This window comes from Acinetobacter sp. CE-15 (genome assembly GCF_051059255.1).
Classification (GTDB): domain Bacteria; phylum Pseudomonadota; class Gammaproteobacteria; order Pseudomonadales; family Moraxellaceae; genus Acinetobacter; species Acinetobacter guillouiae.
Genome location: NZ_CP192737.1, coordinates 2831175 through 2847122 on the forward strand (window position 1 = coordinate 2831175; position 15948 = coordinate 2847122).

General features: G+C 36.6%; 13 protein-coding genes. 5 read left to right on the forward strand and 8 right to left on the reverse strand.

Annotated elements, in window-relative coordinates:
• Window positions 1-40: 40 nt before the first annotated feature.
• The 5 genes from ACQ7EO_RS13180 to uvrB all read right to left on the reverse strand — a co-directional run bounded on the left by ACQ7EO_RS13180 (window position 41) and on the right by uvrB (window position 7489).
• A complete protein-coding gene (locus ACQ7EO_RS13180) occupies window positions 41-1498 on the reverse strand; it encodes a glyceraldehyde-3-phosphate dehydrogenase (RefSeq protein WP_004721304.1) in 1458 nt (485 codons plus the stop codon).
• A 354-nt stretch (window positions 1499-1852) separates the two neighbouring features.
• Entirely contained in the window at window positions 1853-3553 is a 1701-nt protein-coding gene (locus ACQ7EO_RS13185) for a hypothetical protein (protein ID WP_105712944.1), read from the reverse strand.
• 112 nt (window positions 3554-3665) lie between these two features.
• On the reverse strand, window positions 3666-4595 hold the full coding sequence (gene rarD, locus ACQ7EO_RS13190; protein ID WP_434277572.1) for an EamA family transporter RarD: 930 nt from the start codon (window positions 4593-4595) through the stop codon (window positions 3666-3668).
• Window positions 4596-4739: 144 nt separating this feature from the next.
• On the reverse strand, window positions 4740-5330 hold the full coding sequence (locus ACQ7EO_RS13195; protein ID WP_434277574.1) for a lipocalin family protein: 591 nt from the start codon (window positions 5328-5330) through the stop codon (window positions 4740-4742).
• Between the two features lie 137 nt (window positions 5331-5467).
• Window positions 5468-7489, reverse strand: a complete 2022-nt coding sequence (uvrB, locus tag ACQ7EO_RS13200; RefSeq protein WP_034613705.1) for an excinuclease ABC subunit UvrB — start codon at window positions 7487-7489, stop codon at window positions 5468-5470.
• Window positions 7490-7666: 177 nt separating this feature from the next.
• Here uvrB and ACQ7EO_RS13205 point away from each other — a divergent pair, with 177 nt between their 5' ends.
• The 3 genes from ACQ7EO_RS13205 to ACQ7EO_RS13215 all read left to right on the forward strand — a co-directional run bounded on the left by ACQ7EO_RS13205 (window position 7667) and on the right by ACQ7EO_RS13215 (window position 11597).
• Complete coding sequence (locus ACQ7EO_RS13205) at window positions 7667-8446, forward strand: A1S_2505 family phage non-structural protein (RefSeq protein ID WP_004721311.1); 780 nt, start codon at window positions 7667-7669, stop codon at window positions 8444-8446.
• A gap of 108 nt (window positions 8447-8554) precedes the next feature.
• Window positions 8555-9958, forward strand: a complete 1404-nt coding sequence (locus ACQ7EO_RS13210; RefSeq protein ID WP_434277578.1) for a diguanylate cyclase domain-containing protein — start codon at window positions 8555-8557, stop codon at window positions 9956-9958.
• Window positions 9959-10145: 187 nt separating this feature from the next.
• Window positions 10146-11597 carry a diguanylate cyclase domain-containing protein gene (locus ACQ7EO_RS13215; protein WP_434277581.1) on the forward strand — a complete coding sequence of 484 codons (1452 nt, stop codon included), beginning with the start codon at window positions 10146-10148 and terminating at the stop codon, window positions 11595-11597.
• Between the two features lie 101 nt (window positions 11598-11698).
• Here the strand turns inward: ACQ7EO_RS13215 and ACQ7EO_RS13220 are convergent, their stop codons facing one another.
• Window positions 11699-11878 carry a hypothetical protein gene (locus tag ACQ7EO_RS13220; RefSeq protein ID WP_004721316.1) on the reverse strand — a complete coding sequence of 60 codons (180 nt, stop codon included), beginning with the start codon at window positions 11876-11878 and terminating at the stop codon, window positions 11699-11701.
• A gap of 221 nt (window positions 11879-12099) precedes the next feature.
• Between ACQ7EO_RS13220 and ACQ7EO_RS13225 the strand changes: the two genes are divergently transcribed.
• Complete coding sequence (locus ACQ7EO_RS13225) at window positions 12100-13335, forward strand: pyridoxal phosphate-dependent aminotransferase (protein WP_004820670.1); 1236 nt, start codon at window positions 12100-12102, stop codon at window positions 13333-13335.
• A 98-nt stretch (window positions 13336-13433) separates the two neighbouring features.
• Here ACQ7EO_RS13225 and ACQ7EO_RS13230 read toward each other — a convergent pair whose 3' ends face one another.
• Together ACQ7EO_RS13230 and ACQ7EO_RS13235 are read right to left on the reverse strand one after the other, a co-directional pair.
• The gene (locus tag ACQ7EO_RS13230) at window positions 13434-13811 is read right to left on the reverse strand and encodes a hypothetical protein (protein ID WP_004820668.1); all 378 of its coding nucleotides are present in this window, start codon (window positions 13809-13811) and stop codon (window positions 13434-13436) included.
• Between the two features lie 229 nt (window positions 13812-14040).
• On the reverse strand, window positions 14041-14937 hold the full coding sequence (locus tag ACQ7EO_RS13235) for an AraC family transcriptional regulator (protein WP_239045896.1): 897 nt from the start codon (window positions 14935-14937) through the stop codon (window positions 14041-14043).
• 201 nt (window positions 14938-15138) lie between these two features.
• Here ACQ7EO_RS13235 and ACQ7EO_RS13240 point away from each other — a divergent pair, with 201 nt between their 5' ends.
• Window positions 15139-15834: an alpha/beta hydrolase gene (locus ACQ7EO_RS13240; RefSeq protein ID WP_239045897.1), complete on the forward strand. Its 696-nt coding sequence runs from the start codon at window positions 15139-15141 to the stop codon at window positions 15832-15834.
• Window positions 15835-15948: the final 114 nt, after the last annotated feature.

The window sequence follows — 15948 nt, forward strand, 5'->3', positions numbered from 1 at the left end:
GGAGCTTCATTTGAAGCTCCTTTTCGACGACTCTTACAAATTATGCATTTGTTTCAGCTGGTACTTTCGGATAGCTTACGCCACATACTTGTTCAGCAATACGCAATACTTGGCAGCTATAACCAACTTCGTTATCGTACCAAACGTAAGCTGTTAAGCGGTTACCAGAAGTAATTGTTGCTTGTGCATCAAATACACCCGCTGTACGCGAACCAATAAAGTCAGACGATACAACTTCTGTAGAGTTGGTATAGCCAATTTGACCTTGAAGGTTAGAGTTGATCGAGATTTGACGAATATATTCGTTCACTTCTTCACGATCTACTTCTTTCTCAAGTGTTAAGTTAAGAATAGCAAGTGAAACGTTTGGTGTTGGAACACGTACTGAATTACCTGTTAATTTACCTTGTAACTGAGGTAATGCTTTCGCAACAGCTTTTGCAGCACCTGTTTCTGTAATAACCATATTCAGTGTTGCAGCACGGCCACGACGATCTGCTTTGTGATAGTTATCGATCAAGTTCTGGTCATTTGTAAATGAGTGAACAGTTTCCACATGACCATTGATCACTTTATATTTGTCTTCTAACACTTTTAAAACTGGTGTGATTGCGTTAGTGGTACAGCTTGCAGCAGAAATGATTTTGTCTGAATCAATGATGTCCGCTTGGTTAACACCAAACACGACATTCTTCATGTCACCTTTACCAGGCGCTGTAAGCACAACACGACTTACGCCAGGGCATTTAAGATGTTGAGATAAACCATCGATATCACGCCATTTACCTGTGTTATCAATCACTAGTGCATTGTCGATACCATAAGCTGTGTAATCAACTTCAGCAGGGCTAGACGCATAGATCACTTTGATAAAGTTACCATTTGCAATGATTGCTTCATTTTGCTCATCAACAGAAATTGTTCCTGCAAATGGACCATGAATTGAGTCACGACGTAACAATGAAGCACGTTTTTCTAAATCGCCATCAGATGATTTACGTACAACGATCGCTTTAAGGCTTAAACCACGGCCAAGACCTGATTGGCTAATGATTAAACGCGCTAAAATACGGCCAATACGACCAAAACCATAAAGAACAACATCTTTAGGCTCAACTTGCGCAGGACGACCTTCTAAAGATTGAACAGCTTGAGCAACAAATGCATCAATATCGCCACCCTTTTCTTTATATTCAACTGCAAGTTTACCTAAATCAACTTCAGCAGAACCGATATTATCTAATTTCGCTAAAGCTTCTAAAATAGGGAAAGTATGTACAACAGAAAGCTCAACATCCATCATACGTGTACGACGGTGTGCTTTAAGAATTTGAATTACTGAACGGTTCACTAAAGAACGACCGTACACAGAAGTCACAATGTTTTTTTCACGGTATAATTGACCGATTAATGCAATCATACGTTCCGCGATTTCTTCACGGTTTTTCCAGCGACCTTGGTGCTCTGCATGTAGGGCGATGATAGTGTCTTTGCTCACAGATACGTCCTCTATTTATGTATATCTAGACATGGATTTTTAAACCCCATAATTGTAATGTAATTCTCATTTAGTTGAAATCAAATCGTGATACATTTTTATAATATTTTGTCATACTGGGTATTTTATTTTAAATTATGCCTTGATCTCTAAACAATATTTTAGCCATTTCGATTTTTTACATCTATGTAGATTTTTAGTATTGATATTGACTTTAGCAGAGTAAGAGGAAAATAAACCAGATAACAATAAAGAAAAAACCAGACAAAAGAAAAAATAAAGCTGATGTAGCTTCGTTAAACATCCTATTATCGCGCTTAGTCTGAGCTTTCTACTCAGCCCCTAACACGCGCTTTAATCATCATTAATCGACGCATTAAATTCTTCCAAATCAAAATCAGCTAAATTTTCGGGCAGCTTCATTAAATAAGGAAAGCGAATAATACCATTGTCCCCTGAAGGAAATGCGTAATGGCGCTCCAATTCACTCATTGAAGTCAGGCTTTCAAACTCAATAAATACACTATACTTTGCTAAACCTTTAGGGACAGTTAATACCTCTAAATAGGTTTGTTTTTTTATCAACATTGCAGCATGGTTTGCTTGAACAATATCTTTTTCAACTTTCCCACCTTTGATCATTTTTTTTAACAGCGAGCCTTCTACTTCATTTTGTTCATTCTTTAATTGTTTAACATAGCTGTCTAAAGCCCTATAATCTTTCACTTGCTCAGCGATAATTTCTTGAAGTTTTCTAATTGGCTGTTGAGAACGTTCATGCATGACTTGCCACTCTCGCGGACTCATTGGAATAAAAATTTCATCTTTACGCTTTTCCAATAGCTTTAAATAAGCCAGCAGACGATATTCAAACAGTTGTACATGAGAATTAAAAAATAATGCGGGTTGTTCTTTAAAGTCACGATAATGCGATAAAATTTCAGAAAATATTCGATGTACACTCATAAACAAATATTCAAATTCTTCAATATGTGATAAATCGCTTTTAACCGCATTTCTTAAAGGCATCAATATATTGGCCGTGAGCAACTGTTCAATGGTTTTGATATGGTTTTGTGCAACCGTATCACTATTTTTCCCCACCATTCCAAGGGGTTCCATCAAAAATGGCAAGAGCTTGTTTTCTGTGAATTCTTCAAATTCTTGCACAATTTCAATCACATCTCTATGGACTTGATGCTGAATTGTGACCATTTTTTGAATCAAAAGATCCGTGCTATCTCGATATTCACTTTCACTCATTTGATCCGTATCGAGAACCAAACCCGTTACATAGACCTGATTTTTATATTCAATATTTTCTTCAAACAAAAAGCGTCGAATTGAATAAGGATTCTGTTCAAAATTTTCAATTGGTGCAATTAAATAGATAAATTCAGAGGTTTTAACAATCTCAAACTTACGAATCCGTTGTTCTCTTAAAATAAAATACTTAAAAAAAGGACGTTTCATTAATTCAGATGATTTGGTCAATAATGGCTTAAACCAATAACCCAATAATTGTTGTTTAATAAACACTTCAATAATAAAACATTTAATTTGATCAGAAGTTAAGTTGCGGATACCTGCTGGCGCTTCAATATTTAATGTACGGATCAATTTCGCCACATCTTGTAAAAAAACACGACGAATCAGTAATTTTTCTCGCTGCAAATTTAGATGATCATCCACCGAAATCAAATCAATTTGATACAACGCATTTTCTAAATAGTCTGCAATCTGAATACTATCTGTAATATTTTTTAACCAATTGATTGAGTTGCTCAGTTTGGTTGCAATGGAACGCATTCGCTCATTTTCAAAGGTATATTTTAAATTTTCTAATGAATTTGTGATTTTAAATTCAAAGCTGTTATTGCCTTTGTTCCATTGAATTTCTTTCGGTCTTAAAATTTGACGCTCAATCTCTTCGCGTATTTCGATATTGGCTTCGTCAAAAACATCACACAAAACCTGTTCCCAATTTAAATCGGTACTAGGCTCTAATTGCAATAAGGTTGCCCGTGTTTGATAGGGAATTATTGTTGTGTTCATAATATATTCTGCGTTTTTTTACTCAAAAACCAAATTAAAACATAGATTAATGAGATGAATTTAACACTTTTAAAAATTATAGTCCAACAATTATCAATTTATTTTTTCTTGATTAACCTATTCTTTCGTCTAATTTTTCGATATTCAAGGCTAAGTTTTTCCGTTTATTGTTTTGTTGATAGATATGCCAAATCCCCTCCAATACCAAAACACCTACAGCACACCAAATTGGAATATAGGTAAACCATTCATCTGCTGAAATAGACTCACCCAGCGCCAAGGATGCTAAGGCCAACAAAACAGGTTCTAAATAACTTAACAATCCAAATAAGACCATTGGCAAATGACGACTCGCTAAAATATAGCTCCCTAAACCAATCGCACTCAGTATTCCAAGCCCTGCAACCACAACGATTAAAACGGGTGCATCAGCAAATTTGCTATATGCATCTAATCCGGTTTGCGTGAAATAAATTGCGATGGGAATGCAAATTAAAATATCCCACCAAAAGCCACCTAAATTATCGGTTTTAATGGTTTTTCGAACCAGAAAATAAAGCGAATAGCCCAATGAAACACTGAGGGTTTCCCATGCAATACTGCCCAAACGCCATAATTCGTGCCCTACCCCAAGAACAGCAAAAGCAACGGCAACCATCTGAAATTTTGATAATTTCTCTTTATAAAAAATGCTACCAGCAAGGACGAGAACCAAGGGTAAAAGAAAATATCCAAGCGATACTTGTAAGCCCCGCCCATTCATCGGCCCCCAAAGGAAAAGCCAGAGTTGGAAACAGGTCAAGATAGAAGTGATGATCAATAATAGTAATAAAGCAGGTTGTTTGACCATTCGACGGTAAATGGTTTTGACATGAACAAAATCACCGCTCAATAACATAAATAAGGTCAGGAACGGTAAAGTGGCGATAATCCGCCAACCAAAGGTTTGTTGACTATCTAGATCGCCCAGCAATTTGGTATAAAAGTATAAAACCCCAAATGTTACAGATGCCAATACAGACAATACGACGCCCTTAAACATCTGTCGCCTCACGGTGATTTTCAAATAAATTCTTAGGCATTATAAACATCTTCACCCAAAATTAATTTGAATATTCAATTATTTTTCCAAACTCAAGATTTGCAAATATTGAAATATTCAAAATATATCGGCTTAAATTTTTGATTAGTCTTGCGCGTTCTGCTTGGTTCGAATCAGATCTTTTAAGTTAAAACCGACAGTCTGCGCATAACGAAGAAATTCAGTCACTTTTGCTTCATCTGGATGAGGATCCCTAGACAGTAGCCACAAATATTTTCGCTTCGGTTCCCCCACCAATGCCATTTGATAACTTGAATCAATTTTTAATACCCAATAATCACCACGGCCCACGGGCATCCAACGAATCGCTTCTGGAATAAAACTCACTTTAAATTTTGAATTAAATGGCTCATTACTGATAAATGCTTCACCCAATGAACGTAATTCTTGTCCATTTTGATCTACACATCGATTATCAACTGCAACATTGCCATATTCATTCACGGTATATCGTGCAGTCACATCTGACTTACAATCTTTTTGAAAATACATTGGTTTACGGGCGATTTCATACCATAGCCCTAAATATTGACCCAATTCCAATTTTGGAATCGCAGCTAAAGTCGAATTTTCCGCATAGACTTTTGGATAAAAAAAGCTGGAAAAAACCACCCCGAATACGATTATTAATTTTTTAAAGTCATAGGAATTGGGTAATATTTTGAATAATTGCACCTTATACCCTCAGCATTACTTTTTACTATTTATTATAAAATAATCAGAAATTTAAACTTAGACTGTAGCTTTATGTATCCTTGTTCAAACTAAAGCTACAGCAAGTACCAAAGTGTAATCATCCCACAAAGAGATAATTATTTTAACATTCTGGTTTTTAAACGCACAATTTCGTCACGTAATCGCGCAGCTTGTTCAAATTGTAACTCTTTAGATGCTTTTAGCATTTCTTTTTCAAGCTTGCTAATGTGCTTCGTAAAGAGTTTTGGATCAGATAAAATGTGACGTTCATCCGCAGTTAACGCCTGATGCTGGTCACTTATACCTGCTTCAATTTCATCATCACTGATCACTTCACCAGTATCAATTTCTTTAATTGCTTGACGTACAGCACTGCGCGGAATAATGCCATGCTCTTCATTAAATTGAATTTGTTTGGCCCGACGACGATCAGTTTCATCTATGGCTTTTTGCATCGAATCAGTTATACGGTCAGCATATAGAATCGCCTTACCTTTTAAATGACGAGCAGCACGACCGATGGTTTGGATCAATGAGCGTTCGGAACGAAGAAAACCTTCTTTATCTGCGTCAAGAATGGCAACCAACGATACTTCTGGCATATCCAGACCTTCACGCAACAAGTTAATCCCGACCAGAACATCATGAACTCCTGTCCGTAGTTCGTGAATAATTTTGACACGCTCAACGGTATCAATATCTGAATGTAAATAAGCCACCTTCACCCCATATTCTTTTAAATATGAAGTTAAGTCCTCTGCCATACGTTTGGTTAAGGTGGTGACTAAAACACGTTCATCGAGTTCTTTACGGATATTAATTTCTGAAAGCACATCATCCACTTGAGTCAATACGGGACGTATTTCAATTTCTGGATCGACTAATCCAGTTGGACGTACTACCTGCTCTGCAACTTGTTCAGATTTTTCCAGTTCGTATTTCGCAGGTGTTGCACTGACATAAATGGTGGTTGGAACAATACGCTCCCATTCCTCAAATTTCATCGGACGGTTATCCAATGCACTAGGTAAACGGAAACCATAATTGACCAAGTTTTCTTTACGTGAACGGTCACCTTTATACATTGCCCCAATTTGTGGAACAGTCACATGCGATTCATCAATAATCAGTAACGCATCATCTGGGATATAGTCAAATAATGTCGGAGGTGCTTCACCCGCTGGACGACCAGATAAATGCCGTGAGTAATTTTCAATACCATTGGTATAGCCCAACTGTTGCATCATTTCTAAATCATAACGGGTCCGTTGTTCGATCCGCTGTGCTTCAAGGAGTTTTTCATGTTCTTTAAAGAACACTAAACGATCGGCCAATTCATCACGAATCGTTCCAATTGCACGCTGCAAATTGTCTTTTGGCGTTACATAATGACTTTTGGGGTAAATTGTTATACGTGGTGCTTTACGGACCATTTTCCCGGTAATTGGATCAAACCATCGAATTGAATCAACTTCATCATCAAACAACTCAACCCGAACTGCATGTTGGTCCGATTCAGCAGGGAAAATATCGATAATTTCGCCACGAATACGATAGGTACCGCGTAAAAATTCCAGCTCATTACGGGTATATTGCATTTCAACAAGTCTGCGAATAATGTCATCACGACTAATTCTATCCCCTTGTACAATATGCAATAACATACTCATATAAGCATTGGGATCACCTAAACCATAGATCGCGGATACTGAAGCGACAATAATGGCATCACGGCGTTCTAATAAAGCACGTGTAGCAGAGAGACGCATCTGGTCAATGTGATCATTGATTGCTGAATCTTTTTCAATAAAAGTATCCGAAGATGGTACATAAGCTTCAGGTTGATAATAGTCATAATAACTGACGAAGTATTCAACTGCATTGTTTGGGAAAAATGCTTTAAATTCGCCATATAATTGTGCAGCGAGGGTCTTGTTATGTGCCATGACAATGGTTGGACGTTGCGTTTGTGCAATCACATTTGCCATGGTATAGGTTTTCCCAGAACCCGTTACACCGAGTAGAAGTTGGTCGTGAAAACCTTTATTTATGCCTTCGACTAATTTTGCTATTGCCTGTGGTTGATCCCCAGCAGGTTGATAATTTGTAACAAGTTCAAAAGGTTGATGTTCACTCACAATAATTCACTCTTTAACCAATCGGGAAGAAGCCACAGTAGTTTAACAGAAACCAATTAAACCCATACATTGACACCTATTCTAGATGGGGCTTTTTACACAATATTCAACAAATACCTTGACCCTTTTTTATTTCAATAGCAACATGGAAACAAGCCAATTAAAAGATTGAAAAACATGACATATCACTATCATGATGAAAGCATAATCAAAACTTTGCCAGAAGATACTGTGTTTGTTTTTGGTAGTAATATGGCGGGTACTCATCAAGGCGGTGCGGCAAAAACAGCACATTTACATTTTGGCGCAACCAAAGGTGTTGGACGTGGCTGGGCAGGACAAAGTTTTGCTATACCGACCATGAATGAACATTTACAACAAATGCCACTTTCGCAAATTCAACACTATATTGATGATTTTAAAATTTATACAAAAAATCACCCGAAGATGAAATATTTTATTACGTCGGTGGGTTGTGGTGTTGCAGGCTATAAAGTCGAAGAAATCGCGCCGATGTTTAAAGGTATTTCACGCAATGTGATCTTCCCTGCTTCATTCCGTCCATTTGTAGAAAAAACCTTGCCTAAGCTCACGCAAAAATTACTGCATAGTTTTTTAACTGATGACGTCATATTTAGTTCAGATATAGAGCAAAAGATTCAAAGCTTAGATTTAACTGAAGCTGAAAAAAGCCTTGCTACGATTATTCTCAATACGCCAATGTATCCTAACGACAGTAATGGTCGAGATCGTATTTTTGAAATACAAGATATCCTGCACAATTTAAATGGAAAAATATTTGAATTTCAATCTAATTCAGAAGGTTCAATGATTTTTGGAGGGGCTATTTTAGCGCTTTTAGAACTTTATAATTTAAATGAAACAGACTTTATTGCAGTATGGACTGGTCAGCGTACCATTGCTGCACCAAAAGCAGAACATCGGGCTAAAAAGTAAAATGCTTTGATTATTTTTAATTGAACAACTATTTATGTTAAGTTTTTACTTATGTTATATAGTTAAGATTAAATTAATAAACAATTTTTTGGAAAATATATGGAGCAAATGGATTTAACAATATTTGATTTGTCTCCAATTGCCATGTGGCTACAAGATTTTAGTGGTATAAAAAAAATATTTGATGAATGGACCGCGCAAGGTATTTCCGATATTAAGCAACATCTATTGGAAGATACTAGCCGTTTAAAACCTTGTTTGGCGGCGATCCGCACCATTCATATCAATAAAAGCACCCTGATTTTATATGAAGCTGATGATTTAGCGGAGATTTTAGAAAAATTTCCAGAAATGCATACAGAAAATACTGAACTCTTGCATATCCAATTTTTTTCAGCGCTTTGGAATAAAGAAACAGATTGTTCGATTCAAGTGGTCAACCTTAGCTGCAAAGGCAAAAAAATTGATATCCAACTTAGAGCCAATATTTTAACGGATGCGAAACAAAGCTGGGATCGAGTTTTATTAACCACGGAAGATATCTCTCAGTGTCAAAATGCACGTCGGATTGCAGAATCCCTATTTTTGCATTCACCCACTGCCCTCTGGGTCAAAGACTACAGCAAAATAAAATCATTATTTAATCAATTAGTAGCGAATAATGTCACTGACTTAGATCAATATATTCAGCAAAATCCAGATTTTCTATTTCTTTGTTTTGAAAGCATCCGATCAGTGGGTGTAAATCAAGCTTTACTGGACTTATTTAATGCCGACAACGAACAACATTTTTATCAGCATTTAAATCATATTTTTAGAGAGAATTATCAACAAAATTTTCACAAACAATTATTACACTTATGGAATAATCATCATCAACTTAAACGAGAATGTGAATACCAGTCAATCAATGGAGATTTGCTGCATGTACACGAACAGTTTGTTATTTTTCCAGATTCAAAACATAACTGGGATACCGTGCAAATTGCCTTTACCGATTTAACTGAACGAAAAAAATTAGAAGATCACCTGCAACATGCCAGTAAACATGATCAATTAACGCAGTTATATAATCGAACATTTTTTATCGGTGAAATTCAACGCTTACAATCTCAAAAATTTAATTCACTTTCATGTATGTATTTAGACATCAATGGTTTAAAAAGAGTGAATGATTTACAGGGACACCATGTTGGCGACTTACTGATTCAACGTTTTGCACACCTGTTAAAAAAATCCACCATCAAAACACCTTATTCTGTTTCACGCATTGGGGGTGATGAATTTGTGATTCTTATGCCTGAATCAAATCATCTGCATATAGAAACATTACTGAAGATCATTCAACAAGAATTAGAGATAGATCGAGTGAACAATCCTCAACATCCAATTCATGTGGCGATTGGTTATGCGACAACAAGCCATTATAAAAATATTGATGATTTATTAAAAAAAGCAGATCAAATTATGTATCAAGATAAGCAAGCATATTATTTATTAAATACAGATTAATGCCTTTTAAGAATTAAAGAAATTAATTGAAAATAAACAACATCAAAGTAAATCCAATGAAAGGATAACCAGCGATCATAAAATACAATAAGTAATAAATAACTTGGATTTTATTATTTTATATCGCTCTTTTTTAGGATATATTTCAAACATTCTAGATCACCGCTCAACACACGAGAATCTTATAATGGAATTTTCTGATTCTTCTATTTTTGATATATCACCTACCCCGATGTGGATAGAGGACTATAGCGAAGTAAGAGAACAATTTGATCAGTGGAAAGGCCAAGGAATCACAAATCTTCAAAGCTTTTTAGAAGAAAATCCAGATCAGATTACGGCTTGTGCACATAAAATTAAGATTCTTCATGTCAATAAAAAAACCTTAGATTTATTTGAAGCCAGAAATCAACAACACCTGTATCAGAACTTAAATATTATTTTTCAGAAAGAAATGCTGCACTCACATATCAAAGAGCTGGTTGCACTTTGGAATGGAGAAGCTGAATTTTCAAACACCACGGTCAATTACACGATTTCGGGAAAAAAATTAGATATCAAATTACGCGGTATCATCATGCCGGGTTCAGAAGCCAGTTTAGACCGGGTTTTAATCACCACTGAAGATATTACTGACTATCAGAATGCGCGCCGTTTAGAAGAAAAAAATCGCCAACTGGCAGAATCTCGCTTTATTTACTCGCCGACTTCATTGTGGGTTGAAGATTTTAGCCGTGTAAGGCTCCGTATAGATCAACTCCGTGAAATTGGTATCGAAGATTTTCGCACCTTTTTAGATGTGCATACCGACTTTGTAAACCAGTGTATAGAAGACATCATCTTATTGGATGTCAATCAAGCAACCCTTGATTTATTTAAAGCCAAAGACAAAGAAACCCTGTTTAAAAACTTAAACAAAGTATTTGCAAAAGAGATGTATCAAACTTTCCGTGAGCAACTGATTGAACTCTGGAATGGTAAAATTCATCATCAACGTGAAGCTGTAAATTATGCACTGGATGGTTCAGTACGAAATGTATTACTTCAATTTACTGTTTTCCCGGGTTATGAACATGACTGGAGTCTAGTGCAAGTTGCATTGACTGATATTACTGCACGGAAAAAAGCAGAAACCTATTTGGAATATCTGGGTAAACATGATGTTCTGACTAAATTATTCAATCGTTCGTTCTATACAGAGGAAATTAATCGTTTAGAACGTGGTGTATTGCGTCCGACTTCAGCCATTTTTATTGATATGAACGGTTTAAAAGCCATCAATGATCAGTTGGGTCATGATGTTGGTGATGAATTATTGCGACGAATGGGCAATATCCTGACTCGTACCATTGCCAATACAAGTTATACCGCTTCCCGTATTGGTGGAGATGAGTTTGTGATCCTTATGCCTGCGGCAAATGAACAGACCGTCGAATCAATGATTATGACCATTGAAGAATTACTCAATATCGACAATCAATATTATTCGTCACAGCCTATTAGTATTGCCATTGGTTATGCAACAACATCTGCAAATGAAAGTATAGACAATATGTTGAAACGTGCAGATTTATTGATGTATCAAAAGAAAAAAAATTATTATGAATATGTCACGGAAATGTTAAATGGTAGTGCTTAATAATCCATAAGGATAAATGTTATAGCCTTAATAAAAATATTCTTTTTAATTCTTATTATAAAAATAGGTGCATCAAGCACCTATTTTTATATCTCAAACACTTAGCGTTTTCCCATCGAACGGCGTGTACCACGAGGTGGCATCCAAGTACGATCTGCATATTGCTCAGGTTTAGGACGGACGTTGTTGTGGGCAACATCATCATCATTTTCTAAAGATGATGGCATTGGAAATGGTAAATTCACCAATGGCTTCTTTTTGGGAGTATTTTGGGTGCTCATGTGATTCACTCAATTTTAACTGGCTATATTGTACGTAAATTTCAGCTTTGATGCGAGTGCTCTTAAACTTTCGCTTTTATTTGTATTCTCTTGATACATTAATTTCTGCTTTTGATGAATATTTATTGAATTTGCATAGATATTAGACGACCAAACATGAAAAATTAGGCTATGATAATGTGCTTTTTATTTTTTTAATCCCTATAAGAAGGAATAATGCCGTGGACGTACGTCTCTCTGATCGTGTAAATGCCATCAAACCGTCTCCAACGCTTGCTGTTACCAACAAAGCTGCTGAATTAAAAGCTGCGGGTAAAAATGTAATCGGATTGGGCGCTGGCGAACCAGATTTTGACACCCCACAACACATCAAAGATGCTGCTATTACAGCGATTAACAACGGTTTTACCAAATATACCGCTGTTGATGGTACACCAGGCCTTAAAAAAGCAATTATTGCGAAACTAAAACGTGATAACAATCTTGACTATGCTGCAAATCAGATTTTAGTGTCTTGTGGTGGTAAACAGTCTTTCTTTAACTTAGCACTTGCTTTGTTAAACAAAGGTGATGAAGTCATTATTCCAGCGCCATATTGGGTAAGCTATCCAGATATGGTGATCATTGCTGAAGGTGTTCCTGTCATCGTGAAATGTGGTGAAGAACAACGTTTCAAGATTACACCTGCTCAACTAGAAGCTGCGATTACAGACAAAACACGTTTGGTGGTTTTAAATAGCCCTTCTAACCCAACAGGCATGATCTACAGCAAAGCTGAGCTTGAAGCTTTAGCAGAAGTGCTTCGTAAATATCCTCAAGTTTATGTTGCTTCTGATGATATGTATGAGCCGATCCGTTGGGATGATGAGTTCTACAATATTGCGACTGTAGCGCCTGATCTTTATGAGCGTGTTATCGTGCTTAACGGTGTATCTAAAGCATATGCAATGACTGGATGGCGTATCGGCTATGCAGCAGGACCTGCAAAATTGATTGGCGCAATGAAAAAAATCCAATCACAATCAACTTCAAACCCAACTTCGATTTCACAAGTTGCTGCTGAAGCTGCATTGAATGGTCCTCAGGATGTACTTCAACCGATGATTGAAGCATTCAAACGTCGTCATGATTTAGTTGTGAATGGTTTGAATGAAATTCAAGGGATTAGCTGCTTACCTGCTGATGGCGCATTCTATGCTTATGCCAACATTCGTCCTTTGATTCGTGCAAAAGGTTTAAAATCTTGCACAGAATTCTCAGAATGGTTGTTGGAAGAAACTGGTGTTGCTGTTGTTCCTGGTGATGCTTTTGGTTTAGGCGGCTATATGCGTATTTCTTATGCGACTGCAGATGAAGTACTTGTTGATGCACTTGCTCGTATTAAAAAAGCTGCAGATTCTATTGACGGTATTGATGCAGCAATTGCTTCAATCGCAGCTGAAAAAGCAGCACAATAATACTAGTTGGTTTAAATAAAAAATGGGTGTATTGATTACACCCATTTTTTTATCTTTGTTGATCTTACTTATCAACAAGCTTCTATATTTTTTGTAAATCAATCTTTGAGGAGCAAGCCCGTGGTATTGTCTCCATCATTTCCAGTACCGTAATGATCTATACGTACAGTATCAACTTGCACAGTAGATGTGTTTGCCGCATAGTACTTTTCATGATCGACTAATAATAACCCTGTGGTATTGTCTCCATCATTGCCTGTGCCATAATGTTCAATTCTCGGCTCCTTATTTTGATCAAGTTTTGAATAAGGCACCAGTTTTATTGGCTCTTTCAATAAAAGACCTGACGTATTATCTCCATCGCTACCTGTACCAAAGTGATCAATGCGTATTTCTTGCGTATTTTGATGTGATGCAAAACTTAAACTTGAAACACTACAAAGACCAATAACAGCTAATCTGATTAAAGTTTTCATGTCATTCTTCCCATTGAGATATCATTTCATTCTAGAGGCCGAAACTATACAATTCACGGTCTTGGGAATTACATTTATGACATTAATCAATCTAAGCAAGTCTTTAATAAAAATCTGAAATCTAGCCTAAATCTTTAAGTTTTATTGCTGTTCCAGATCAGTTTGGCTAAGTACGATTCAGTGTTAAAACACGTTTAAAGCATAAAAAACTAAAGTTGATCATTTGTATTTATTGATCACTTTGTATCAATGACGCTCTAAATACTTTTGGTGCGCATCCGTATGTTTGTGTAAAAGCACGAGTGAATGCTGCTTGTGAGCTATACCCTACTAATTCAGCAATTTGAAAGATATTTTTGTCTGTCTCTTTTAGAAACTGACCTGCCAGTCTCATCCGCCAATTTTTTAAATATTGAATTGGTGAAACTCCCACCAGTTCTACAAATTTTTTAGCAAAACTTGAACGTGATTGATGGGTGGATTGAGCCAAATTTTCTACATCCCATGCATAAGCAGGACGATCATGCAGCAAAGATAATGCTTTACTAATCGTGGGATCACGTAAAGCAACAATCCAGCTTTTATGTTCAATGGTTGCCTTTGCCAACCAAAACCGTATTGACCACACCAATAGAAGATCAATGATACGTGAAAGCATCACTTGACTACCAAGGCTAGGATGTTCAAGCTCAAGCTTTATCGCAGCAACAGTCATTGGCACCCATTCTGCAATTTTATCAGTATCATTGTGCGATGGGACATGGATATAGTGAGGCAACCCCTCGATTATAGCTTCACCATAAATTCCACTAAGTTTAAAAATACAGCTAATCACAGCGGCTGCTTGGTTTTCAGCATCCAGCAATTCAATCGTGTGTTCTCCAGCCGAAGGTAGAACAATAATATCCCCTGCTTTTAAAACCAGATCTAGATTAGTGCATGCAACTTTAAGTCTGCATGTCGCCTGCTGAACGATATGAATATATGCGTAATCCTGTTTAAAGCTTAACTGTTGTTGATCTGTAAATCGTGCGAAGTCATAGATCTCACCAGATATTTTTGCAAACTGATAAATATCAAAGAATATATCCGTTAAAGCACTTTTTTCAGCATATTCATCTCTCATTTTTTGTCACAATTCCTAAAAAGTGTTTCTGCAAAAACATTGGTGTTTCTGTTATTGTTAAAGTGAATTTAAACATGAATAATCGTTTATAGAAGCTTTTTTGAGTATAAAAATTACATCCTATATCTATCCAATCTTTATACAGAAAGTCTTCAATCATTTAGCTCAACAAATACAATAGCATTTAGCTAGGAGACACACATGAGTAATAAACCGACAATTATATTCGTACACGGATTTTGGGGAGGCGCTGCTCATTGGAGTAAAGTGGTAACTGAGCTGGCTCACCGAGGATATGAATCATTACGTGCAGTAGAACTCCCGCTTAGCTCACTGGCTGAAGATGTTGAACGAACAAGAAAAATGATTGCGCAAGTTAAAGGAGATGTGCTTCTGGTTGGTCACTCATATGGTGGCGCTGTAATTACTGAAGTTGGCAATCAAGCAAATGTGGTAGGTCTGGTTTATATTGCTGCTTTTGCGCCTGACTCAAACGAAAGCCCTGGTGGCATTACCCAACAACATTTACCTGAAGCTGCACCAAACTTAGAACCAGACAGTGATGGTTATCTCTGGCTTAAAGCAGATAAATTCCATGAAAGTTTCTGTCAGGATTTAACCAAAGATGAAGGGTTTGCAATGGGTGTCACCCAAAAAGCGCCAGTAGCAAGCACTTTTGCCGATACGATTTCCACGCCAGCATGGAAAACGAAACCATCTTGGTATCAAATCTCGACTCAAGATCGAATGATCCACCCTGAAAATCAAAAAGTCATGTCGGCACGCTTAAATGCAAAAAAAGTGATTTCGTTAGATGCAAGCCATGCTTCTTTGGCATCACATCCAAAAGAAATTTCAGACTTGATTGAGGAAGCTGTCAGCTTTCTTGCTCAATAAATGATGAATGAATAGAGGGAATCAAAGGATTTCCTCTATATCTTAGACCCATTTAAAACTTAGATTTATTGAAATTCAATTTGGCTATATAGATGTCTAAATTAGAATTCAGTA

Excerpts from the sequence above, each read along its gene's own strand:
- ACQ7EO_RS13185 (WP_105712944.1), bottom strand. The coding sequence starts at position 3,553 with ATGAACACAACAATAATTCCCTATCAAACACGGGCAACCTTATTGCAA.
- rarD (WP_434277572.1), bottom strand. The coding sequence starts at position 4,595 with ATGTTTAAGGGCGTCGTATTGTCTGTATTGGCATCTGTAACATTTGGG.
- ACQ7EO_RS13205 (WP_004721311.1), top strand. The coding sequence starts at position 7,667 with ATGACATATCACTATCATGATGAAAGCATAATCAAAACTTTGCCAGAA.
- ACQ7EO_RS13210 (WP_434277578.1), top strand. The coding sequence starts at position 8,555 with ATGGATTTAACAATATTTGATTTGTCTCCAATTGCCATGTGGCTACAA.
- ACQ7EO_RS13215 (WP_434277581.1), top strand. The coding sequence starts at position 10,146 with ATGGAATTTTCTGATTCTTCTATTTTTGATATATCACCTACCCCGATG.
- ACQ7EO_RS13220 (WP_004721316.1), bottom strand. The coding sequence starts at position 11,878 with ATGAGCACCCAAAATACTCCCAAAAAGAAGCCATTGGTGAATTTACCA.
- ACQ7EO_RS13230 (WP_004820668.1), bottom strand. The coding sequence starts at position 13,811 with ATGAAAACTTTAATCAGATTAGCTGTTATTGGTCTTTGTAGTGTTTCA.
- ACQ7EO_RS13235 (WP_239045896.1), bottom strand. The coding sequence starts at position 14,937 with ATGAGAGATGAATATGCTGAAAAAAGTGCTTTAACGGATATATTCTTT.
- ACQ7EO_RS13240 (WP_239045897.1), top strand. The coding sequence starts at position 15,139 with ATGAGTAATAAACCGACAATTATATTCGTACACGGATTTTGGGGAGGC.